This is a genomic window from Simplicispira sedimenti (genome assembly GCF_022760965.1).
In the GTDB taxonomy this organism is placed as follows: Bacteria; Pseudomonadota; Gammaproteobacteria; order Burkholderiales; family Burkholderiaceae_C; genus Simplicispira; species Simplicispira sedimenti.
In genome coordinates this window covers 1-19,763 of the sequence record NZ_JAKVIJ010000018.1, presented here as the reverse complement: position 1 = coordinate 19,763, position 19,763 = coordinate 1, and the positions used below count along the sequence as shown (strand labels likewise).

The 19,763-nt window shown below is 66.1% G+C and carries 26 protein-coding genes; 21 read left to right on the top strand and 5 right to left on the bottom strand.

Annotated features, from left to right (window positions below; all coding sequences use genetic code 11):
- Window positions 1-258 precede the first annotated feature (258 nt).
- The 4 genes from MJ602_RS15860 to MJ602_RS15845 all read right to left on the bottom strand — a co-directional run bounded on the left by MJ602_RS15860 (window position 259) and on the right by MJ602_RS15845 (window position 4,241).
- A complete protein-coding gene (locus tag MJ602_RS15860) occupies window positions 259-2,916 on the bottom strand; it encodes a VapE domain-containing protein (RefSeq protein WP_243021739.1) in 2,658 nt (885 codons plus the stop codon).
- A 77-nt stretch (window positions 2,917-2,993) separates the two neighbouring features.
- A complete protein-coding gene (locus MJ602_RS15855; RefSeq protein WP_243021738.1) occupies window positions 2,994-3,284 on the bottom strand; it encodes a hypothetical protein in 291 nt (96 codons plus the stop codon).
- Window positions 3,281-3,778, bottom strand: coding sequence for a phage regulatory CII family protein (locus MJ602_RS15850; RefSeq protein ID WP_341474768.1), 498 nt, complete (start codon window positions 3,776-3,778; stop codon window positions 3,281-3,283). The genes MJ602_RS15855 and MJ602_RS15850 overlap by 4 nt, the downstream gene beginning before the upstream one ends.
- Before the next feature lie 208 nt (window positions 3,779-3,986).
- The gene (locus MJ602_RS15845; protein ID WP_243021736.1) at window positions 3,987-4,241 is read right to left on the bottom strand and encodes a transcriptional regulator; all 255 of its coding nucleotides are present in this window, start codon (window positions 4,239-4,241) and stop codon (window positions 3,987-3,989) included.
- A gap of 89 nt (window positions 4,242-4,330) precedes the next feature.
- Here MJ602_RS15845 and MJ602_RS15840 point away from each other — a divergent pair, with 89 nt between their 5' ends.
- From MJ602_RS15840 to MJ602_RS15755, 18 genes are all read left to right on the top strand, one after another.
- Window positions 4,331-4,804, top strand: coding sequence for a hypothetical protein (locus MJ602_RS15840; RefSeq protein ID WP_243021735.1), 474 nt, complete (start codon window positions 4,331-4,333; stop codon window positions 4,802-4,804).
- Between the two features lie 57 nt (window positions 4,805-4,861).
- Complete coding sequence (locus tag MJ602_RS15835) at window positions 4,862-5,239, top strand: hypothetical protein (RefSeq protein ID WP_243021734.1); 378 nt, start codon at window positions 4,862-4,864, stop codon at window positions 5,237-5,239.
- A gap of 5 nt (window positions 5,240-5,244) precedes the next feature.
- Window positions 5,245-5,865 carry a BRCT domain-containing protein gene (locus tag MJ602_RS15830; protein ID WP_243021733.1) on the top strand — a complete coding sequence of 207 codons (621 nt, stop codon included), beginning with the start codon at window positions 5,245-5,247 and terminating at the stop codon, window positions 5,863-5,865.
- Between the two features lie 125 nt (window positions 5,866-5,990).
- A complete protein-coding gene (locus MJ602_RS15825) occupies window positions 5,991-6,329 on the top strand; it encodes a hypothetical protein (RefSeq protein WP_243021732.1) in 339 nt (112 codons plus the stop codon).
- A complete protein-coding gene (locus tag MJ602_RS15820; RefSeq protein ID WP_243021731.1) occupies window positions 6,326-6,823 on the top strand; it encodes a hypothetical protein in 498 nt (165 codons plus the stop codon). The genes MJ602_RS15825 and MJ602_RS15820 overlap by 4 nt, the downstream gene beginning before the upstream one ends.
- On the top strand, window positions 6,820-6,981 hold the full coding sequence (locus MJ602_RS15815) for a hypothetical protein (protein ID WP_243021730.1): 162 nt from the start codon (window positions 6,820-6,822) through the stop codon (window positions 6,979-6,981). Before MJ602_RS15820 ends, MJ602_RS15815 begins: the two co-directional genes overlap by 4 nt.
- On the top strand, window positions 6,978-7,154 hold the full coding sequence (locus MJ602_RS15810) for a hypothetical protein (RefSeq protein ID WP_243021729.1): 177 nt from the start codon (window positions 6,978-6,980) through the stop codon (window positions 7,152-7,154). The genes MJ602_RS15815 and MJ602_RS15810 overlap by 4 nt, the downstream gene beginning before the upstream one ends.
- A gap of 12 nt (window positions 7,155-7,166) precedes the next feature.
- Window positions 7,167-7,493 carry a hypothetical protein gene (locus MJ602_RS15805; RefSeq protein ID WP_243021728.1) on the top strand — a complete coding sequence of 109 codons (327 nt, stop codon included), beginning with the start codon at window positions 7,167-7,169 and terminating at the stop codon, window positions 7,491-7,493.
- The gene (locus MJ602_RS15800) at window positions 7,490-8,185 is read left to right on the top strand and encodes a deoxynucleotide monophosphate kinase family protein (protein WP_243021727.1); all 696 of its coding nucleotides are present in this window, start codon (window positions 7,490-7,492) and stop codon (window positions 8,183-8,185) included. The genes MJ602_RS15805 and MJ602_RS15800 overlap by 4 nt, the downstream gene beginning before the upstream one ends.
- Window positions 8,186-8,203: 18 nt before the next feature.
- Window positions 8,204-8,515, top strand: a complete 312-nt coding sequence (locus MJ602_RS15795) for an ATP-binding protein (RefSeq protein ID WP_243021726.1) — start codon at window positions 8,204-8,206, stop codon at window positions 8,513-8,515.
- Between the two features lie 8 nt (window positions 8,516-8,523).
- Complete coding sequence (locus MJ602_RS15790; RefSeq protein WP_243021725.1) at window positions 8,524-10,698, top strand: ParB/RepB/Spo0J family partition protein; 2,175 nt, start codon at window positions 8,524-8,526, stop codon at window positions 10,696-10,698.
- Complete coding sequence (locus tag MJ602_RS15785) at window positions 10,695-11,018, top strand: hypothetical protein (RefSeq protein WP_243021724.1); 324 nt, start codon at window positions 10,695-10,697, stop codon at window positions 11,016-11,018. Before MJ602_RS15790 ends, MJ602_RS15785 begins: the two co-directional genes overlap by 4 nt.
- Complete coding sequence (locus MJ602_RS15780; protein WP_243021723.1) at window positions 11,015-12,850, top strand: DUF4406 domain-containing protein; 1,836 nt, start codon at window positions 11,015-11,017, stop codon at window positions 12,848-12,850. Before MJ602_RS15785 ends, MJ602_RS15780 begins: the two co-directional genes overlap by 4 nt.
- Window positions 12,850-13,365 carry a hypothetical protein gene (locus tag MJ602_RS15775; protein WP_243021722.1) on the top strand — a complete coding sequence of 172 codons (516 nt, stop codon included), beginning with the start codon at window positions 12,850-12,852 and terminating at the stop codon, window positions 13,363-13,365. Before MJ602_RS15780 ends, MJ602_RS15775 begins: the two co-directional genes overlap by 1 nt.
- Window positions 13,366-13,373: 8 nt before the next feature.
- Window positions 13,374-13,658, top strand: a complete 285-nt coding sequence (locus MJ602_RS15770) for a hypothetical protein (RefSeq protein ID WP_243021721.1) — start codon at window positions 13,374-13,376, stop codon at window positions 13,656-13,658.
- Window positions 13,655-14,320, top strand: coding sequence for a hypothetical protein (locus MJ602_RS15765; protein ID WP_243021720.1), 666 nt, complete (start codon window positions 13,655-13,657; stop codon window positions 14,318-14,320). The genes MJ602_RS15770 and MJ602_RS15765 overlap by 4 nt, the downstream gene beginning before the upstream one ends.
- Complete coding sequence (locus tag MJ602_RS15760) at window positions 14,314-14,520, top strand: hypothetical protein (RefSeq protein ID WP_243021719.1); 207 nt, start codon at window positions 14,314-14,316, stop codon at window positions 14,518-14,520. Before MJ602_RS15765 ends, MJ602_RS15760 begins: the two co-directional genes overlap by 7 nt.
- A complete protein-coding gene (locus MJ602_RS15755) occupies window positions 14,517-14,804 on the top strand; it encodes a helix-turn-helix transcriptional regulator (protein ID WP_243021718.1) in 288 nt (95 codons plus the stop codon). Before MJ602_RS15760 ends, MJ602_RS15755 begins: the two co-directional genes overlap by 4 nt.
- Here the strand turns inward: MJ602_RS15755 and MJ602_RS15750 are convergent.
- A complete protein-coding gene (locus MJ602_RS15750) occupies window positions 14,758-16,047 on the bottom strand; it encodes a tyrosine-type recombinase/integrase (protein ID WP_243021717.1) in 1,290 nt (429 codons plus the stop codon). The genes MJ602_RS15755 and MJ602_RS15750 overlap by 47 nt on opposite strands.
- A gap of 175 nt (window positions 16,048-16,222) precedes the next feature.
- Here MJ602_RS15750 and mutS point away from each other — a divergent pair, with 175 nt between their 5' ends.
- The 3 genes from mutS (at window position 16,223) to MJ602_RS15735 (ending at window position 19,659) form a co-directional block, all read left to right on the top strand.
- Window positions 16,223-18,871 (top strand): DNA mismatch repair protein MutS, encoded by a 2,649-nt coding sequence (gene mutS, locus MJ602_RS15745; protein WP_243021716.1) that lies wholly within the window; start codon window positions 16,223-16,225, stop codon window positions 18,869-18,871.
- 111 nt (window positions 18,872-18,982) lie between these two features.
- On the top strand, window positions 18,983-19,360 hold the full coding sequence (locus MJ602_RS15740; RefSeq protein ID WP_162016645.1) for a DUF2237 family protein: 378 nt from the start codon (window positions 18,983-18,985) through the stop codon (window positions 19,358-19,360).
- The gene (locus tag MJ602_RS15735; protein ID WP_243021715.1) at window positions 19,357-19,659 is read left to right on the top strand and encodes an NAD-dependent epimerase/dehydratase family protein; all 303 of its coding nucleotides are present in this window, start codon (window positions 19,357-19,359) and stop codon (window positions 19,657-19,659) included. The genes MJ602_RS15740 and MJ602_RS15735 overlap by 4 nt, the downstream gene beginning before the upstream one ends.
- Window positions 19,660-19,763 lie beyond the last annotated feature (104 nt).

Genomic DNA, 19,763 nt, shown 5'->3' with positions numbered 1-19,763 from the left:
CCTGCCCTGAAGCCAGCAGACAATGCAGCGGCTTCAACCCCCAAAAACCAGGGGAAGGGGCTATGGATGGCGTCCATGCCAACGCATGGACACCGTGGACACTTGGACACCTACGTCATCGGCCCATGCGCCGACTTCCCCGCCACCGCACCGCAACGGGGGCGGATAGCGCCCTCCAGCCCTTCGGGCACGCTGGCGCGAATCACGCCTCCCCCAGCGTTTGCAGCACGGCGCGTTTGTTGCGCCGTGACCTTGTGGTCAAAACGGCGCATCGTCGGGCTCCTGTCCATAATCCGGCGCACTGCCCTGCACATCCACCACCGGCCCATTGGGCGGCGGCGGCAGGGGCTCATCCAGCGCGGTGGATGCCTCATCCCCCGGCCACTTGGGCGGGCGCTGGTATCCCCAGGCCCGCACCCCGTTCACCTGGCGCTTCATGCGCTGCCAGCCTTCGTGCTCCAGCCACGCGCGAATCTGGCCTTCCAGGCCCGGCGTGCTCTTTGCGGCATCCACGCCCAGCGCAAGGGCCAGTTGCGAAATGGTCACAAACGTGGCCAGGTCGTTCACCACGGCGGCAATGCCCGCAGGCCCACGCGCACGCGTCAGCACATGCAGCAGCTCGGACTGCACCGCCGTTTCCTGCAAGCGGCTTTCCTGCATGGGCTCGAACAAGCGCTTCTCCTGCTCCTCCGTAGGCGCATACACCGCGCCCTGCAGGTACAGCGCATAGGCCTCGGCAAACAGCTGCTCGCGGTACTTCGCCACCCACTCGGTGTTGATGCGGTGGCGCACAGGTATGGGCCAGAACCGGCGATTGCCCGAGCGGTCCCGCAAGTAGGTGGACTCGTTCGTGGTGCCCACCAGCACGCACTGCCGGTCAAACTTTTGCACCACCGCGCCATACGCCACCCGGTAGCGGTCCGCCTTGCTGCTGATGAACGCCTTGATGGCGCCCACCTCCGACTTGCTGAAGTGCGTCAGCTCGGCAATCTCATAGAGCCACAGGCCTTGCACCTGCTCCTGGCCTTCCTTGCCCGCGCCCACCTGAAAAGGCGTGTCGCTGAAGTAATCCGCCCCAGCCAACACCTCCACCAGCGTGCTTTTGCGCAGGCCGCCCGCGCCCTCCAGCACCGGGCAGTAGTCGAACTTGCAGCCAGGGTGCATCACGCGGTTGACCATGCCCAGCAGCCAGCACCGGCCCACAATCTGCAGGTACTCCTGCATCGCGGGCTTGAGCGACTCGGGCGACTCCCCCAGCGCAAAAATCAGCCACTTATCGATGCGGCTGGTGCCATCCCACTGCAAGCCCTGCAGCCATTCGCGAATAGGGTGGAAACGCCGCTTGTGCGCCACGGTCTGGATCGCCTCGCTCAGTGCCGCCCGCGAAATGCTGGGCAGCCCGTACTGGTCGGTCAGGTAGTCGCCCAACAGCAAATCCACCGCATCGGTCACATCGCCCGCCTTGCCATGCAGCCAGGGCCAGGCGGTACGCGCTTGCACGTTGTTGTTCAGCTCATTGAAGGCCAGCACATCGCACAGCACCGGGTCGCGTTCCAGGATCAGGATCACCATCCGGCGCGATGCGTTCCAGCGCTTTTTTTCCTTGTCCCAGTACGGGGCCAGCCAGTCAGGCACCAGGCGCGCGCCGCACTTCACCAACCCCACCTCATCGGCCAGCGCGCCGGGGCACTCGCCCAGGGCCAAGGGGCCGCCCTCAGTGCCAACGGGGCGCTCGATTTTTTTGGTTTCCGGCGCCGCGTCCCAGCCATCGGCGGGCAGTGCATGCGCCTGCGCAAAGAAGGCCTGCACGCGGGCAAAGTCCCAGCCATCCGTCTCGATGGCATCGCGGCAGTCCCAGCCATCGGGCACAGCACCGGGCTCGGGGATGGGCAGCAACTGCACCGTGCAGCCGTGCGCATCCCTCAGCAGCGCGCCAATGCCCAGCATGGCGGCCATGCCCGGCTGCTTGTGGGCGGGCAGCAAGGGCTTGGCCTGCTGCAGCACCAATTGCGCGGCCTTGTCGGGCGTGGCCTTGCGCTCGGCAGCGGTCAATGGCTCGCGCTTGGCATCGCAGTCGGCCCAGGCCAGCACCGTGCAGCCCTGCAGCCAGGCCCAGTCGGCCTTCTGCCATGCCTTGCTGCCGCCGGGCCAGCTGGCCACGCAATACACGCCGGGTGCCCCGGCATCCAGCAGCGCCTGCAGGCTTTCCGCCTTGCGCTCGCCTTCCACCAGCACCACCGTGCGGCCACCGGGCAAAGCGCCGCCGGGCAGGAACAAGGGGCGCGGCTCATCAAACTGGCGCCAGTGCCACTTTGCCGCGCCATCGCGGGCGCTCTGGCACCAGGTGTAGGGCAGCGTGTCCTTGCCGCCGTCGCTGGTGCGAAAGCGCACCACGTACCCGTGCAAATCGCCGCCCACCTGGTACGTGGCCGTGTGTTCCAGGTCACCCGGCTGGCGGTGAAAGTGCTTGAACGTGGGCGCAGGCGCATGGGCAGGCACCGGCCGCACCGTGGCCCAGCCCTCGGGCTCTGCCTGGGGCTTGGGCGGCGGCGCCGGGCGCGGTGGCGCCTTGGGCACGGGCGCGCCACCAGGCGCAGGCATGACGATGCCCGCCACGCTCTCCAGCCCTTCCTCGCGTGCCACCTTCACGGCAGCCTTGGCCATGCTCAGGCCGTGGATGGCGGCATACAGGCTCAGCAAGTCGCCGCCCTGTTCATCGCTGGCAAAGTCAGCCCAGCGGCCATTGGTCAGGTTCACCGAGCAGCTCGACCCCTTGCCGCCCGCCAGCGAGCCGCACACGTATTCGTGCCCTCGCTTGGCGCCCCCCGACAACCATTGGGGCACCAGGGTGTCGGCATGCTGCAGTAGCGCCGCAGCCAGGTCGGTGAATCGGATGGGAGGCAGGGGTGCATTCATGGGCGCACCACCGCGTAAAGGTCACAGAAGCCGGCGTCTCCACCGCCAGCGGCGTCGTGTGTGCAGGTCATATGTGGTCAGCCACCCCATACCCGCAGCACGCTCGCCAAGTCTGCACCGCCGTCCTGCGCGCACTCAGGGCCAGCAGGCGCGTATTCGGCCACCGGCCGGTTGCGGTACTGCACCCGGCGCTCGCGCACTTTGCGGATCTGCTTTGCCCGATGCATGTCGCTCACCGTGCGCCGGGCCGCATCCAGCCCCACGCAGGCCTTGGCTGCCAGCTCGCGCAGGGTGGGACCCTGCGTGGGCGTGGCAAGCTCAACGCAGGCCGCCAGCAGCGCCTGCCGCACATCGCCCACGGGCCTCATGTTGCACCGCCTTCCCGCCCACGCCACTTGGCCATGGCGCGCTGGTGCTTGGCATCCAGGTGGCGCATCAACGCCTGCCCTGCAGCCACCAGCTCGGCCCACTGGCGCTCCACGGCCAGCAGCTCGTTGCGCGAAATCTCGCCATCGGCATCGGCCAGCGTGGCAGAGCTGACCACATCCGAAAACTCGCGCACCAGGCTTGCCACCGTCTGGGCCGTCACACCATCAGGCACATCGGTGCCACGCGGCAACACCAGCAGCGTGGCACCCACCGCCTCGGCAATGCGCGTGGGGTACTCCAGGCCGTAGTCGCTGCCCTGCTCCACGCACATGGCGGCAATCTCGGCAGCGTCCACCGCGCCCAGCTTGTACTGCGGCGCCGCGCGCAATTCCTTCTCCAGCGTGCTGGGGCTTTTGCCCAGGCGCGCGGCCACGGCATCCACCCCGCCGGGGTAATGGCGCACAGCGCGCCTCACGGAATCAAGATAGTCCATCCCATCCACCTCTCAAAAACGCTACAGACCGACATGACGGCAGGCCGCGAAAGTGCGCCCATGCCCAACAAAAGCCGCCACCCCGCCCCAACGCCTGGAACGCCGCGCACCTGCCCGCGCGCTGCGGCCCTGCTCGAATGCGTGGGGGAAGGAGGGAACCCCCGGCCAGGCGCTGCTGGTGGTGGCGGGGTGGCGGGCAAACACAGCGCTACGCACTCGCAACTTCCTGGTTCGGATTGGCCGCGGAAAGCTCAGGCCAGATCTCGCGCCAATCTGGCCGCAAGGCCATTCGAGACACGGCACCGCCGCTCTCGCGCTCGATTGCCACGCAAGTCTTCTCGCGCACCTGGTCGCCGGTCGCCAGCAGCTTGCGCAGGTATCCAACCGTGGTGCCGCAGCGCTTGGCAAAGCCATCCTGCTCGGCGACAGGCAGCCCGTTGAGGTATGCACGTAGTTCTTCCATACCCGACATCATACCTAAAGGTAATGTTTACGCAATACCCTAACCTTTTGGGCATATACCAAAGAGTAACGGCCCGCGAAAATGCGCCAATGGAACTGGCAGAGCACCGCAAAAACAGGCTGCGCGAACTCATGGATCACACCTGCCAAGGCAAGATCGCTGAGTTGGCACGCCGCATTGAACGCAGTGACAACTACGTCTCGCGCATGCTCTACCCTGTCGGGAAGCCTCAGGAGAAGCCTATTGCAGACAAAATGCAGCGGGTGATCGAAGCCGCCTTTGCCCTGCCGCGCGGCTGGTTTGACATGCCCATGGGCACTGCCCTGCCAGGCCAAACGCAAAACGCCCCCATCCGCTTGATGCCAGCCTCAGACCCAGGGCTGGAAGCCCCTCGGCAATACAACATGACGTGGCCGTTCAAGCGAGTGAGCTACAGCAGGATCACCGAACTTCAAAAAGCCCTTGGCTACAAGCAAGGCCAAGAGGCCATCAACGACATTGACAAGTACCTCGATATCGCCGTGATGAAGTGGGAGCGCGAGGCACTTGCAGTAAAAAGTTGACCCGCACCGCCACACAGCGCGAATCATTGCGTTCCCTCACCACTTGCGCAGCCGGACATGAGAATCACCGCATCGATCAACAACCCGCCCAGCATCGGCCCCACATGGGAAGATCGCTGGGAAGGGCCCGACAAGGGCCTGATCTGCTGCTGGCTGAACGGCATCGAACGATCTCAAACAGACCCTGCTTTAGCCGCCAAGGCCCGCGCCGGGGAACTCCCCGCCATGGGGTGGAAGGGCGGCTTGGACAAGCCCATCAAAGCCAAGTCAAAGATCGGAGCACACTATTACCTCGCCACCTGGCAAGGCCTGCGCGGTGAAGACCTAGACATCGAGCAAGGCCGGGACGTGCACATGCGTTGCTCGCGCACCGGCACCACGGTCATCTACACCGACGACACCAAGCGGCTGGGCCAAAGCACAGGAGAAGAATGATGGCCATGGACAACATCGGCGCCGCACAGGCGATGGCCCAGCGTCAAAACAACAAGGCCATCGAACTGCTGCTTGGCATGGTCACCGGCATCGTGGCCGACGCGCACTTGCACGACATGGAGATCAAGCTGCTCAGATCGTGGCTGATCGAGAACGAATACGCCGCCAGCGTCTGGCCTGGCAGCATCATCGCCCAACGCATCGAGCACGTCCTGGCCGACGGCATCATCACCGAGGAAGAACGCACGCACCTACTCGCAACACTCCAGCCCCTGGCCGCGATCGACTTCACCGGAACCGGTTGCGCAGCCCCTCAAGTCGCAGGCCTGCCACTACAGGACGAAGATCATGTGGACTTACGCGACAAACACATTTGCCTGACCGGGGAATTCATCTACGGCACACGCGCCGCCTGCGAAAGGCTGTCCGTCGCCCATGGCGCCATCCCCGTGTCAGGGGTTACCCGTAAGGTGTCGTTCTTGGTGGTGGGCACCAACGTTTCACCACAATGGGCACACACCTCCTATGGCCGCAAGATCGAACAGGCAATGGAACTACGCCAGGACGGCCACCCTATCAGAGTCATCTCCGAGCGGCGCTGGACAGAGGTCTTGATGACCGTGTAAGACCCCGCACAGACGAGCCCGCAACAAGCGGGCTTTTCTTTTTCTTCGATCATTCCCTTTTGGTATTGCGTTAAATCTTACCTTTTGGTATTCTCGCCACCGTTGACACACCAACGAGGGCAAAAATGCACCACCCCAACCCCAGTGCACACGCGTGCACACAACCCGCGCCGGGCGCCCCACAGGCCAGCGCCGCAAAAACCATCGCCGCCCTGCGCAAGCGCCTGGAACGCTGGGAGCTTGACCACTTGCGCAGCCTGGCAGCCAGCCTGGCCGAACAGCTCGAAGACGCCCACAACCGCATCGAGTCGCTGCAGAGCGACCTGGAACGCGCATGGCGCAACGCCGAGGCATGGCAGGAAGACGCCTTGGAGCTGGTCAAGCAACTGGAGGCAGAGGGCCAGACCGTGGGCCTGACGGTAGATGGCGCGCTGGTGGTGGTGCCGGAAGGTGGTGCCGCATGAAGTTAGCGACCAACAAGGCGGTGTTGAAGGCCCTGGGCATCACGCAGCCGCACATCACCGCACTGCAGCTGCACATGCAGCCCACCGAGCTGCCAAGGGTCACGCTCGACTGCCTGATAGACGCCCGCGCCATGCTGCATGAGGTGCTGCACTTTGACCTGGTACTGCGCGAAGACGCCACCCCCGCGCCTCGCCCGGCTTTCGGTCTGGACGCCCTGTGTGCACAGGCCCGCACCCGCCTGGCTGGCGAGGTGCAGCACAGTGCCAGCATGGCCCAGGCCGCGCACCACAAGGAAAGCGCCGCCATCCTGTCGCGCCTGGATAAGGCCATCGCCAACCACAAAAGCGAAACCGCCATGGCGCTGCTGCGCCTCGACATCATCCCCATGGCCGCCAGCATTGCCCGCGTGGTGTGGCGCGGCGGCAACAGCGAAGGCGTGGGCACATTCATCGGCACAGACTTCAACACTGCCGCACTCGGGGGGCTGAAATGACCGCCCCCACCCTGCACCCCTACCGCATCACCGTGGCCGGGCTGGAATACATCGCCCTGGCCACCGGCCCCTGCCAGGCCATTGCCGATGCCATGCTGCTGCACGGTGCCCAGACCATTACCGCCAAGCCCCTGCGGCAGACGGGCGGTGCTGCATGAGTGCCCCCATCCAGCTCTACGGCCCCTACCGCCGCAGCCGCTTGCGCCGCAACCCCACTGCGCGCGCCCTGCTGGCCTGGCTGGGCGTTGCGGCGCTGGCCCTGGTGGCGGCGGCGCTGGTGGTGGGCCTGCCGTTTGCGGCGGGCGTGCTGTCGGCCTACCTGGGCATGTAACGGGCGCGCGCCATGCACACGGCCACACGGTCCACCCTGGTGCTCAGCATTCGCGGGCTGGTGACCAGCAGCGCCTGCCGCGTCACGCGCCAGGGCGTGCCCGTGGTGGAGCTGGAGATTGCCGACGTGCCCACCGGCCAAACCGTTTGCATTACCCACCGCTACCCAGATGCCAGCTACGCCAGCAGCGCCGCTGCCCGCGCCCTGGCCAACCGCATGCGCGGCCAGCACGCCGAGCTGCGCGCCATCAACCCCCGCTTCAAGGCCCACCGCCTGGAATGCGAGGCCGACCTGATCCACACCCCTGAGCCCACCCATACCCGCAAGGATTTTGAATGACCCCCCCCCTCATCATCGGCCTGACCGGCCCAGCTGGCTGCGGCAAAGATACCGTGGCCAGCATCTTGCAAACGCACTGCGGCGCGGCCGTGCTGGCGTTCGCGGATGCGCTGCGCACAGAGATTGTCGAGGCCTACTGTCTGGAGTACATCTTTTTGACCCGGCGCGAGACCAAAGAGCACCCCATGAGCGCCCTGGCCTTGGCCCGGTGCACCGACTCCGCCTTTGTGGATCGCATTGCAGTGCACCACATGCGCGCCGGCCTGCCGCTGGACCTTACAGCCCCCCGCAGCCCGCGCCAAATCATGCAGTGGTGGGGCACCGAATACCGCCGCCATCAAAACACCAACTACTGGGTGCAAAAGACACGGCAAAGCGTGCATTGGCTGCTGCAAACCATGCGCCCCAGCGCCGTGGTGCTGACGGATGTGCGCTTCGCCAACGAGGCCGATCTGGTGCGCTCCATGGGCGGCTACATCTGGCAGATCAAGCGCCCAGGCTGCACGGTGCAGCCCGGCGCGCACACCAGCGAGGTGTGCGGCGCGCTGTTCGAGCCCGCAGCCGTCATCAACAACAGCCACGACATCCGCCACCTGCAAGGCCTGGCGCTGAGCGAATACGCCGCCCTGGCCTGGGGCGTGCCTGGGGTGCGGGTGGAGGTGCCGGAGCCCCAACCAGCTATGGCCGACTGACCCAAAAGGAGCACTGACATGCCCTACGTAAGCGACACCACAACCCAGACCCCCTACTACCGCCCAAAGCGCACGGTCGGTGCAAAGCATCACAAATCCATCCTGATCTACGGCCCCCAACGCAGTGGCAAGACGCTGAACGCCGAGGCGCTGCGCAAGCACTTCGACCTCTCTGCCGTGCTGGATGACTGGTATCCGGGCCAGCCCTGGCCCATGACCGACACCCTGGTGCTGTCGCACTGCACGCCGCCGGACCACATCCGCCGCGCCATCCCCATCCAAACCGCCCTGGCCATGCTGCGCGAGAACGCGCCTGGCTATCCCCTGTGAGGCATCCCATGGCAACCCAAGCACACGACACCACAACCCAGCCCCTGCCCACCCCCGGCGCAGGCCCGCAAATGATGATGGTGGAAGTGGCCCTCATTGAAGAGAGCCCCACCAACCCCCGCAAGCACTTCGACCAGGCCAAGCTGGCAGAGCTGGCCGACAGCATCAGGGCCACGGGCGTGCACCAGCCCATATTGCTGCGCCCGCTGCCCGGCCACCGCGTGCCAGACACGTGGGGCCACCGCCGCCAAGGCGCGCCCCTGCCCGCCTACGAGCTGGTGGCAGGCGCGCGCCGCCTGCGTGCCTGCAAGATGGCCAACGTGGCCGAAGTGCCCGCCATGATCCGCGAGCTGACGGACGAGCAAGCGCTGGAGATTCAGGTCATCGAAAACCTGCAGCGCGAAGACGTGACCGCGCTGGAGGAGGCCGAAGGCTACGAAGCCCTGATGAAGCACGGCCACGCCGACGCCGACCAGGTGGCCGCCAAGATCGGCAAGAGCCGCAGCTATGTGTATGCCCGCCTCAAGCTGCTGGACCTGTGCCAGCAGGCCCGCGAGGCCCTGCGTGAGGGCAAGATCGACTTCAGCCGCGGGCTGCTCATCGCCCGCATCCCCGACGAGGGCCTGCAGATCAAGGCGCTCCAGTTTTGCACCCGCACCGACTGGCAGGGCGATGCCCCCGGCTACCGCGAATGCGCCCGCCACGTGCAAGACGAATACATGCTGCGCCTGGACAAGGCCCGCTTCCCCATTGCCGATGCCAGCCTGTTGCCCACTGCGGGCAGCTGCGCAGCATGCCCCAAGCGCACCGGCGCGAACCCCGACCTTTTCAAGGACGTGGACAGTGCAGACGTGTGCACCGACCCGCAGTGCTACCGCGCCAAGGAAGACGCCCACACCGCCCTGATGGTGGCCGAGGCCCAGGCCAAGGGCCAGACCGTGATTGCCGGCCCCGACGCCGCCGAGCTGGCCTACGACGCCTACAACCACAAGCTCAAAGGTTACAAGCGCCTGGACAGCGTGGAAGACAGCCCCACCGACCAGCCCCTGCGCAAAATCATCGGCCAGCAGATGGAAGCCGAAGGCATCAAGCCCACGCTGATCGAGAACCCCCGCAAGCGCGGCGAGCTGGTGGCCGCCCTGCCCAACGAGGTGGTGCTGCGCCTGCTCAAAACCGTGGAGGGCCAGGCCAAGGCCAGCAAGGCCGTGGCGGCAGAGGTGAAGGAACTGGTCAAGAGCAAAGAGGCCAAGACGCTGGAGAAGGCCAAGGCCAAGTATGAGCAGGCGTGGCGCGACGCACTGATAGACCGCGCCTGGAAGGCCATCAACACCGAGTGCATCGTGCCCCTATTTTCGCTGGATGTGCACCGCTACATCGTGCTCCGCGAAATCGCCAGCCTGAGCACCGACGACGCCGCAGCCCTGGCCGACATCCTAGACCTGGGCAAAGTGGCCCCACACAGCGCACTGATTGACTTTGCCAAGGCCACCGCATCGCCAGACTTCCTCATGCTGCTGGTCATCATGCAGCGCGACAGCAGCGCAAACCACTACCGCCACGGCCACCCCCAGAACGAAGGCCTGGTGCTGGTGGCAGCAACGGTGTTCAAAGACCGGCTGGACACCGTCATCGCCGAGCTGAAGGCCCAGGCCGAGGCCGAACACCTGCCCAAGCCCGTGAAAGCCGATCAAACTGCGCCCCCGGAAGGCGCCTCTACCCCACGCCCCGCTGCGCAAGCCAGCCCAGCGCGCGGGAAGGGCAAAGCCCCAAAAGCCAAGGCAGAGGCCGCGCCCAAAACCACCCCCGCGCAAGCCCAAGCCGCCATCGCTGCAGCGCTGCGCGCTGCAGAAGACCAGAACCAGGCGCCTACGGCGCAAGGCAACGAAGCGCCCCCCGATCCTTCGGTCGGGGATGCGCCCGCGCCCGGTGGCAAGGGCGGTGCGGGTGCGCAGGATGGGGCGGCAGTGGAAGCAGCCAAGCCCCTGAAAGAGGGCGCAACGGTACGCGTGCGCCCCCACGACGCAGGCCCAAAGAACGCCCCCTACATCGGCCAAACCGGCACCCTGCGCTACCTGGTAGGCCAGCGCCGCGACACCTGGCGCGTAGCCTTCCCCGCAGGCACCGCACGCAAGAAAGAGGCCGTGGAGTCCTTCAATGCCGCGCACCTGGAGGTGGTGGGATGAGCCGGGAAGCACATACACCCGGACCTTGGGCCGTACTCCCCGAAGAATGCGACAAACCCTACATCCGCGTTCGAGGAGCGGCGCTTGGCTACCGCTACAAGGTGGCAAATGTCATCACTCCTATTTACGACGGAGTCCCCTCGAAAGAGGCGGAAGAAACCCGCGCAAATGCCCGCCTGATTGCCTCGGCGCCCGAGTTGCTGAAAGCGACTCAAGCCGCCTGGAACTGCATCAGCGAATTGAACCCAACACAAGCGCGCGCCGAAGTAGTGCAAATGCTGCAGGCCGCGATAGAGCAGGCCACCGGAGCAGAACCATGATCCACCCAGGCAAACATCTTTCAAGCACCACGTCCACACCCAAGTGCATGGTCTGCACCACCCCCACTCGCTGCGGCGCCCCCGCCCTGCACACCAAGGGGCCGCGATGCATCGGCAGGGCCGATGGCAAAGACGACTGCGATTGCCTCAACGCCTGCGGCGATGACCCATGGATTGAATCCGGCCGCAGCATGCCATGCGACCACCGGCGAGAAACGCAGGCCCGTATTGCAGCCCTCACCACGGCAGCGCCTGCCGCTGTGGCGGGGCCGCATGTCACAGACGCCATGGCGCTGGCATTCCACAGCGCCTTGAGTGATGGCGCAGTTGGCTCTGATGAAGTCGAGCAAATCAAGGCTGGACTGCGCGCCGCGCTCGACGCCGCGCCAACCACCCAGCAAGCGCCAATGGAATCTGTCTTGATCGACGGCATCGCATACCCAACGCCTGCTCCGGTGGCGGCAGAGCTTCTGCGGCTGCACATCGAGGCACATCAGGCAGCGCATTCCGTTGAACTTGGCGCCCTGCAGGCCGAGATTGCCGGGCACGAAGCCGCAAACCTCCATCTCTCCGCGATGGTTGATGAGCTGCGCGAGCTACTGCAGGATGCCAAGCGCGCCATGACAGAACTGCACAAAGCCGCAATCCCCGACGAGTCCTCCGAGGGCGTACCGGCCATCATCCCGCCCGATGCCTTCCGCGCATTTGTCGATACCCACGCAAAGCTGTGCTTCTGCCTGCACCAGCGCGGGCACAACCCAGTTCAGGATGTGCAGCAGCCAGCGCCCCAGCAGGAGGCGCAGGAGCCGGTGGACAGCATGGGTATGCCGCTGAGCTGCGGGAAGCCGCTCTGCGCGCCAGGCAATCACCACCCGCTGTGCAAGTTGGCACCACCACCTCCAGCACCCCAGCCCTCCCCCACGCCCCAGGCAGACAGCGCCCCAGCCGAAGCCGTGCAGCGCATCGTGCACCTGCGCGCCGACCGCGAGCGCCGCGTCTATGTGGCGGGGCCGATGACTGGCCTGCCCGAATACAACTTCCCGCTGTTCAATGCCACCGCTGCGCGCCTGCGCTCCGAAGGCTGGCATGTCGAGAACCCCGCAGAGCACGGCCACGTTGACGGCGCTGGCTGGTCCGACTACCTGCGCTGGGACATCAGTCGCATTGCCACCTGCGGCGCGATCTATTTACTGCCTGGCTGGTCAAAGTCCAAGGGGGCGACGCTGGAGGTGCACATTGCCGGTGTGCTTGGCCTTCAAGTACTGCTGGCAGATGGTGCCGAGGCGCCCCAGGCAGACAGCCAGCCAGCGCCAGTGGTAGACCACAAGACCGCTGAACACGCGATGCTGTGGCGCCAACATTGCGACAAGCTGAACGCACTTGTGATGTACTGCCCAACCTGCTGCCAAGGGTTCATCGCGCAAAAAGAGATGACACGTGACCAAATAATTTATGAATGCGGCAAAACAGCGGGGCGGGCGACTCGTACTCCAGCAGACAACAATGAGCGAGCCGCATTTGAGCAAACATTGAAAGATTGGGCCGCAAAAGACGGCGACCCAGTTGACGCCAGAAATCTTGCGCGCGACACATCAGGAGCCTACGAAAACGACATGGCGGAGATTGCATGGACGTTCTGGAAAGCGCGCGCCGACCTTCCAGCAGCGCCCCAGCAGGAGGCGCAGGAGCCGGTGATGATCTACCACGGCGACTGCACCATCGACTGCGGCGAGCACGGGCATCACCACGTCGAGCTTTTGCGCATGATCCCCGCCGGAAGCAAGCTCTACACAGCACCCCAGCCCTCGCCCGCATCGCAGGGGAGCCAGTGATGGGAATCCCTCGCTACACCCCCCCACGCTCCCGCCAGCACCTTAAGCCCGGCGGCGTGAACACACTGTTCAAGGCCCTCAAACGCGCCAGCGCGCTCACCCGCGCCGAAGTGGCCGAAACCATGGCCCCCTACCGCGCCTGCTTTGCCCGCCTGCGCGAAGGCGTGGCCACCGAAGACCAGCACACCGTGCTGGCCACCGCCATGCACATCGCCCAGGCCATCGAGCAGCGCGGCATCGTGCGCGGCCTGCACGAGCACATCACATCGGCACAGCAGGCCCTTGCAGCCGTCCGCACCCGCGCCCTGGCCACCGGCACCTGGCGCCAGACCCCGCTGCACTACTACGAGCTGGAAGCAATCACCACCGCGCTGGATCTGCACGAATTCCAGATCCAGCAACTGAGCGCGGGCGAAATTCACGACATCGCCCGCAAGCTGATCGCGCAAACGCAAACCAGCGGCGGCGCCGTGGTGCGCACGTCCGCGCAAAGCCTTGGCCTGCAGGCCGCGTGAGGGGGATCATGAGCGAGACAACAGACAAGATCATCATGCGCGCCCTGGCCGAGAAGTTTGCCGACGAGCGCGCCCACCGCATCGCCACCATCGCCGCCCAGGAACTCATCGAGAGCGAAGGCGAGCGCATCGATGAGGCCGACACCTACCGCATCCCATCGTGCCAGGTGGACGAACACACGCTCGACTGCATCCAGCACCTGTGCTGGGTGGGCGAAGCCGTGAGCCACGAGACGCCCGATGGCTACGTGATGGTGCAACTGGGTGATTTCATGCTGGGGAGCTTGGCATGAAAGAGCGGCCAATACTTTTCAGCGGCGCCATGGTGCGCGCGCTGCTGGCAGGCACGAAGACGCAGACGCGGCGGGTGGTGAAGCCGCAGCCGCGCCGCGTGGACGGCGGCGTGCCGTTCGGTGACGCACCGGCATGGGCGCATGCCGAGCCAGGCAGCGCGATGATGCGCTGCCCCTACGGCAAGCCCGGCGACTGGCTTTGGGTGCGGGAAGCCTGGCAGCACTCCAACCATCCCTATGGCCCCTATGACGAAGACTGCATGGTGTTCTACCGCGCGGACTTCCTGGATGACGTGCATGGCCCGGACGGGGAGAAGTCGCCCGAGGGGCACTACCGCACCTGGCGCCCGTCCATCCACATGCCGCGCACGGCCAGCCGGATCGTGCTGGAAATCAAGTCTGTCCGCGTAGAGCGCCTGCATGACATCAGCGAGGCGGATGCGATTGCGGAGGGGATCGAGCGCGCAGATGATTTTTTTGACTGCCGATGCTGGCGAGCATACGACGAACCCAAGGGGTCTGATGTGGTGTTCCCGGACGATCCCATCGGCAGCTACGCCTCGCTCTGGATGTCAATCAACGGCCCTGGAAGCTGGGATGCCAACCCCTGGGTGTGGGTGCTGGAGTTCCGTCGCCTCAACGTGGAGCACTCCCCATGCTGACCAGCCCCACCCCCTGGCGCACCGCCGACACGGCCTACCAGGCCCACCACGGCGCGTGCCCGCAATGCCGGGCAGCAGGGCTCAACCCCGGCGGGCCATCGCGCTGCGCCATGGGCGCGGGCCTGTGGGCCGACTACCAGGCAGCAGGCACCCCGCCGCACTTCCTGTGGCTGCTGCCCGAGCAGGAGGCCACAGCGTGAGCACCACCGCAATCGTCTCCATCAGGCCCGCCTACCTCGACCGCGAGCAGACGGGCGCCTATGTCAGCCTGTCAGACACGACAATGGAGCAGATGATCCGCGCGGGCACATTCCCCAAGCCTCGCCAGCTCTCGCCCAAGCGCGTGGGCTGGAAGGTGTCGGAGCTGGACGAATGGTGCGAGAACCGCCCCGTGTCCGACCTGCCGCCACCGCGCAATACGGGCGTGCGCCGTGGCGCTACTGCTGGGCGGCAAGGCGCGTCCAGTGGGCATCCAGCACCGTGAGCCAATGGCGGCGCTCCGCGTCGTAGCTGTGGCGGTTGTACACGCCCACAATGCCCGTAGGCATGTGGCCCAGCACAGCCTCTGCCACAGCGTCCGGGCAGCCCAACGCGGCCAGGGCGGTACGCACCGTGCGGCGCAGGTCATGGGGCGCCCATTGCCGCATGTGCAGCACCTTGGGTCGGTCTTTTGGCAGCACGTCGGTAATGGTGTCTGGCCGCACAGACCACACCGCAACGCCCACCACTTTTTGCTCGACGTGCGCGGCGTCGCCGCGCGCCACGGGGAACAACCAGCCACCGCCATACAAGCCCATGCGCCTGCGCACCACGGCCAAGGCAGCGCCCACCAGAGGCACACGCAAATCCGTCGCCGCAGCGTGTCTTGCGGTCTTGGTCTTGGCCTTTGGCACCGTCCACCACCAGCCGTCTGATTCCTGGCTGACTTCGCGGCCCTCCATAGCCACAATCTCGCCGCCCCGGCACCCCGTCCACAGGTAGAGCGTGAGCAAGTCCGCCACCAGCGGCGAAAAATTAGGCAGCCACCGCACCAGTTGGCCAACCTCGGCATCATCCAGCACACGCAAGGATGGCCCCGTGTGCTTGCCGTCAACGATGCGGCCACGGCTTTTGAGCTTGCCGCGCAGAATCAATCGCCACCAGTTCGGGGTTTCTTCGGGGATGCGCCCGGCGTCAAGCGCGTAGTCCCACGCCGACCCCAGTTCGCCCCGCAGCGAACTGGCCAGCACCGGGGCGCGCTTGGCCAAGTCCTCCAGCAGCGCGAACGCTTGCGCCCGCGTCACGCTGGCGGCGGGCGCGTCTGCCAGTTCGCCCAGGTAGTTTTCAAGAAGGCGCCGCGTCTCAGCACGGCCCTTGGGCTTGCGGTGCTGATCGACGTGGCCCGCAAGGTAGTCCTGGGTCAACCGCGCCACTGTGTACACGCCTGCACGCGCCAGGCGCGCCGCTGCCTGAGTTTGGGCGGCGGTCTCTTTGCGCTCTGCGGCGGGGTCGCGCCCGGCATCGCGCTGCTGTCGCAGATCCTCCCACTTGCCCAGAGCCGCCGCATACGAGACGGCAGGCCACTGCCCCATCGCCACCTGGCGCATGCGCCCATCCACCGGGCTTTTGTAGCGGTACGTCCAGGTCTTGCGCGTGGCAGTGGCCACCAGCCGCAGGCCCGGCGCATCATCGACAATAATGTGCTGCCCCGCTGGCAGCAGCTTCGCCTGTCGCGCATCGAAACCCATCTCGCCCTCCTGTGGCGGCGTAGGTTTTCGACCGGATGATCGACAGACGGCGTAACTTTCAAAAAGCCACCCCTAAAACCTACGCCAAACCGGCGAGTGTACACACGCGAAGGCGAGCGAAGAAAAGAAGTTGCAGCGGCGCAACTGCGCAAGATTGCCAAACAAAATCAACAACATGCAGCAGGCACCCCAGCAAAATCAAGAACTTGCAAACGGGCAAGTGGAGCAGCACACGCCGATGATGCAGCAGTACCTCGCCCTCAAGGCAGGGTACCCCGACACGCTGCTGCTCTACCGCATGGGCGACTTCTACGAACTGTTCTGGCAGGACGCCGAGAAGGCCGCACGCCTGCTCGACATCACGCTCACGCAGCGCGGCCAGTCCGCCGGGCAACCCGTGGTGATGGCCGGCGTGCCCTTCCATGCGCTGGAGAACTACCTCGCCCGGCTCATCAAGATGGGCGAATCGGTGGCCATTGCCGAGCAGGTGGGCGACGTGGCCACAGCCAAAGGGCCGGTGGAGCGCAAGGTGGTGCGCGTGGTCACCCCCGGCACGCTGACCGACAGCGAACTGCTCTCTGACAAGGCCGAGGCCCTGCTGCTGGCCGTGCACCAGGGGCCGCGCGCACGCTGCGGCCTGGCCTGGCTCAGCGTGACGCAGGGGCGCGTGTTCCTGGCCGAATGCGCCCTCGACGCGCTGGGCGGCTGGCTGGCACGCGTGGCCCCCAGCGAACTGATCTACAGCGCAGGCTGCACGCAGCGCTTTGAACAGCAACTGCAGGCGCTGCGCCAGACGGGCCATGTCGCCTGCCCCATGGCGCCGCGCCCTGACTGGCAGTTCGACCCACCGCTGGGTGAACGCAAACTGCTGGAACACCTGGGTGCCGCCACGCTGCAAGCCTGGGACGCGCAAGACCTGCCCCTGGCCCATGCCGCCGCCGCCGCCCTGCTGCAGTACGCCGAACACACCCAGGGCCGCCAGCTCTCGCACATCCATAGCGTGCGCGTGCAACGCGACGACGAGCTCATAGCCCTGCCCGCCAGCACGCGCCGCAACCTTGAACTCGTCAAGACCCTGCGCGGCGAGGACAGCCCCACGCTGCTCTCACTGCTGGACACCTGCATGACCGGCATGGGCAGCCGTCTGCTGCGCACCTGGCTGCTCGAACCCCAGCGCGAGCGGCACGAGGCCCGCCAGCGTCTGGCCGCCACCACCGCCCTGCGCAGCGACGCCAGCGCCACCCAGGCACCGTGGCAGGCGCTGCGTGACCAGCTCAAGGGCGTCAGCGATGTCGAACGCATCACTGCCCGCGTAGCCCTGCGCCAGGTGCGCCCGCGCGAACTGGTAGCGCTGTGCAAAACGCTACAAAAAGCAGAGCTGCTTGCGCAGAATGGACGGGCGCCAGAGCCCTATTTGGCTCATATTTTCAGCACCCTGCAACCACCCGCTGGCTGCACCCCGCTGCTGGCGCGCGCGATGGCCGAAGAGCCCGCCGCCCTGGTGCGCGACGGCGGCGTGATCGCCAGCGGCTTTGACGCCGAGCTCGACGAGCTGCGCGCCATCCAGACCAATTGCGACGCCTTCCTGCTCGACCTGGAAACGCGCGAGAAAGCGCGCACCGGCATTCCGAATTTGCGCGTGCAATTCAACAAGGTGCACGGCTTCTACATCGAGGTCACGGGCAGCCACCTCGACAAGGTGCCCGACGACTACCGCCGCCGCCAGACGCTGAAGAACGCCGAGCGCTTCATCACCCCTGAACTCAAGGCCTTCGAGGACAAGGCCCTGTCCGCGCAGGAGCGCGCGCTGCAACGCGAGAAATGGCTGTACGAACAGGTGCTGGATCAGCTCCAGCCCCATGTGCCGCAGCTCACCCGCCTGGCCCAGGCCCTGGCAACGCTGGACGTGCTGTGCTGTCTGGCCGAACGCTCACTCACTCTGGGTTGGTGCGCGCCGCAGTTCGTGAACGAGCCCTGCATCGAGATCGAAGCCGGCCGCCACCCCGTGGTGGAGGCGCGTCTGGCCGAGACATCGAGCGGCGCCTTCATCCCCAACCACACGCGCCTGAACGCCAACACGCGCATGCAGGTCATCACCGGTCCCAACATGGGCGGCAAATCGACCTACATGCGCCAGGTGGCGCTCATCGTGCTGCTGGCCAGCATGGGCAGCCATGTGCCGGCTACGAATTGCCGCCTGGGCCCCATCGACGCCATCCACACGCGCATCGGCGCGGCGGACGACCTGGCCAACGCGCAATCCACCTTTATGCTGGAGATGGTGGAGGCCGCGCAGATCCTGCACGCCGCCACGCCGCACAGCCTGGTGCTGATGGACGAGATCGGCCGGGGCACCAGCACCTTCGACGGCCTGGCCCTGGCCAGCGGCATCGCCACGCACCTGCACGACAAGACCAAGGCCTTCACGCTTTTCGCCACGCACTACTTCGAGCTGACCGAACTGCCCGCCAAAGCGCGCCACGCCGTCAACATGCACGTGAGCGCGGCCGAGTCCGGGTCGGACATCGTCTTCCTGCACGAAATCCAAAGCGGCCCGGCCAGCCGCAGCTACGGCATCCAGGTGGCCAAATTGGCCGGCATGCCCGCCCCCGTGCTGCATCACGCCCGCCACACCCTGACCGCGCTGGAAGAACGCGCCGACGAAGGCGAACTACAGGTGGACCTGTTCGCTCCCCCGCCCGAACCCGAGCTGACAGCCGCCAGCCCGGTCGAAGCCGCCCTGGCAGCCATCCAACCCGACCAGCTCAGCCCGCGCGAGGCGCTGGATGCGCTGTACCAGCTCAAGGGTTTGCTGCCACGCTGACTCGTGGCGCAGCAAAGCCCGTCATGGCGCAGGGTGTATGGCGCAGCCAGGTCTGCGCCAGCGGGTGATTTGCCCACAATGGCGCATCAACGCCATCCCTTTCCCACCGCCATGGCCGATCTCAACGTCTTGGGCACTCCCCTGGTGCCCTGCTCCTACGATCCGTTGACCGGATTCTTCCGCGATGGCTGCTGCTCCACGCATGACGTGGACCACGGCAGGCACGTGGTCTGCGCCCAGATGACCCAGGCGTTCCTGGACTTCTCCCTCGCGCGTGGCAACAACCTGACGACCCCGCGCCCGGAGTACCGCTTCGCAGGCCTCAAGCCCGGCGACCGCTGGTGCCTGTGCGTGCAGCGCTGGCGCGAAGCCTTGCTGGCCCATGTCGCGCCGCCGATCTTCCTGCGCAGCACCCACCACAGCGCCTTGCAGGTGCTGGCACTGGAGGACTTGCTGGCCCACGCGCTGGACAGCGAGACCACTCCTTGACCACTGCCTTGACGCTGGATTCCTTCCCCCTCGGCTTTCGCGCCCTGGTCATCGGCGCCAGTGGCGGCATCGGCCAGGCCTTTGTGCAGGCCCTGCGCGCCCACCCCCGCTGCGCCGAGGTGGTGGGCCTGCACCGCCGATCCCAGCCGCGCCTGGACATGGACGATGAGGCCAGCATCGGCCAGGCAGCCGACGCCCTGCGTGCAGGTGGCACGTTCCACCTCATCATCCACGCGGCAGGCGTGTTGCACGGCCCCTGCTTCATGCCCGAAAAAAAGCTATTGATCCGGCCTCATTGAACTTGACTCAAGCCGCGTAGCGAACGGGGCTGTGCTCGAAGTGACCTTGCCCCTGTTTCGTGTAGCTCTTAACCCACGATTCACGCGGCCTTTTTACGCTGTGC

What these genes read in the sequence shown, in the direction of transcription:
- MJ602_RS15860 (WP_243021739.1), bottom strand. Translation starts at nt 2,916, where the DNA reads ATGAATGCACCCCTGCCTCCCATCCGATTCACCGACCTGGCTGCGGCG.
- MJ602_RS15855 (WP_243021738.1), bottom strand. Translation starts at nt 3,284, where the DNA reads ATGAGGCCCGTGGGCGATGTGCGGCAGGCGCTGCTGGCGGCCTGCGTT.
- MJ602_RS15850 (WP_341474768.1), bottom strand. Translation starts at nt 3,778, where the DNA reads ATGGACTATCTTGATTCCGTGAGGCGCGCTGTGCGCCATTACCCCGGC.
- MJ602_RS15845 (WP_243021736.1), bottom strand. Translation starts at nt 4,241, where the DNA reads ATGGAAGAACTACGTGCATACCTCAACGGGCTGCCTGTCGCCGAGCAG.
- MJ602_RS15840 (WP_243021735.1), top strand. Translation starts at nt 4,331, where the DNA reads ATGGAACTGGCAGAGCACCGCAAAAACAGGCTGCGCGAACTCATGGAT.
- MJ602_RS15835 (WP_243021734.1), top strand. Translation starts at nt 4,862, where the DNA reads ATGAGAATCACCGCATCGATCAACAACCCGCCCAGCATCGGCCCCACA.
- MJ602_RS15830 (WP_243021733.1), top strand. Translation starts at nt 5,245, where the DNA reads ATGGACAACATCGGCGCCGCACAGGCGATGGCCCAGCGTCAAAACAAC.
- MJ602_RS15825 (WP_243021732.1), top strand. Translation starts at nt 5,991, where the DNA reads ATGCACCACCCCAACCCCAGTGCACACGCGTGCACACAACCCGCGCCG.
- MJ602_RS15820 (WP_243021731.1), top strand. Translation starts at nt 6,326, where the DNA reads ATGAAGTTAGCGACCAACAAGGCGGTGTTGAAGGCCCTGGGCATCACG.
- MJ602_RS15815 (WP_243021730.1), top strand. Translation starts at nt 6,820, where the DNA reads ATGACCGCCCCCACCCTGCACCCCTACCGCATCACCGTGGCCGGGCTG.
- MJ602_RS15810 (WP_243021729.1), top strand. Translation starts at nt 6,978, where the DNA reads ATGAGTGCCCCCATCCAGCTCTACGGCCCCTACCGCCGCAGCCGCTTG.
- MJ602_RS15805 (WP_243021728.1), top strand. Translation starts at nt 7,167, where the DNA reads ATGCACACGGCCACACGGTCCACCCTGGTGCTCAGCATTCGCGGGCTG.
- MJ602_RS15800 (WP_243021727.1), top strand. Translation starts at nt 7,490, where the DNA reads ATGACCCCCCCCCTCATCATCGGCCTGACCGGCCCAGCTGGCTGCGGC.
- MJ602_RS15795 (WP_243021726.1), top strand. Translation starts at nt 8,204, where the DNA reads ATGCCCTACGTAAGCGACACCACAACCCAGACCCCCTACTACCGCCCA.
- MJ602_RS15790 (WP_243021725.1), top strand. Translation starts at nt 8,524, where the DNA reads ATGGCAACCCAAGCACACGACACCACAACCCAGCCCCTGCCCACCCCC.
- MJ602_RS15785 (WP_243021724.1), top strand. Translation starts at nt 10,695, where the DNA reads ATGAGCCGGGAAGCACATACACCCGGACCTTGGGCCGTACTCCCCGAA.
- MJ602_RS15780 (WP_243021723.1), top strand. Translation starts at nt 11,015, where the DNA reads ATGATCCACCCAGGCAAACATCTTTCAAGCACCACGTCCACACCCAAG.
- MJ602_RS15775 (WP_243021722.1), top strand. Translation starts at nt 12,850, where the DNA reads ATGGGAATCCCTCGCTACACCCCCCCACGCTCCCGCCAGCACCTTAAG.
- MJ602_RS15770 (WP_243021721.1), top strand. Translation starts at nt 13,374, where the DNA reads ATGAGCGAGACAACAGACAAGATCATCATGCGCGCCCTGGCCGAGAAG.
- MJ602_RS15765 (WP_243021720.1), top strand. Translation starts at nt 13,655, where the DNA reads ATGAAAGAGCGGCCAATACTTTTCAGCGGCGCCATGGTGCGCGCGCTG.
- MJ602_RS15760 (WP_243021719.1), top strand. Translation starts at nt 14,314, where the DNA reads ATGCTGACCAGCCCCACCCCCTGGCGCACCGCCGACACGGCCTACCAG.
- MJ602_RS15750 (WP_243021717.1), bottom strand. Translation starts at nt 16,047, where the DNA reads ATGGGTTTCGATGCGCGACAGGCGAAGCTGCTGCCAGCGGGGCAGCAC.
- mutS (WP_243021716.1), top strand. Translation starts at nt 16,223, where the DNA reads ATGCAGCAGGCACCCCAGCAAAATCAAGAACTTGCAAACGGGCAAGTG.
- MJ602_RS15740 (WP_162016645.1), top strand. Translation starts at nt 18,983, where the DNA reads ATGGCCGATCTCAACGTCTTGGGCACTCCCCTGGTGCCCTGCTCCTAC.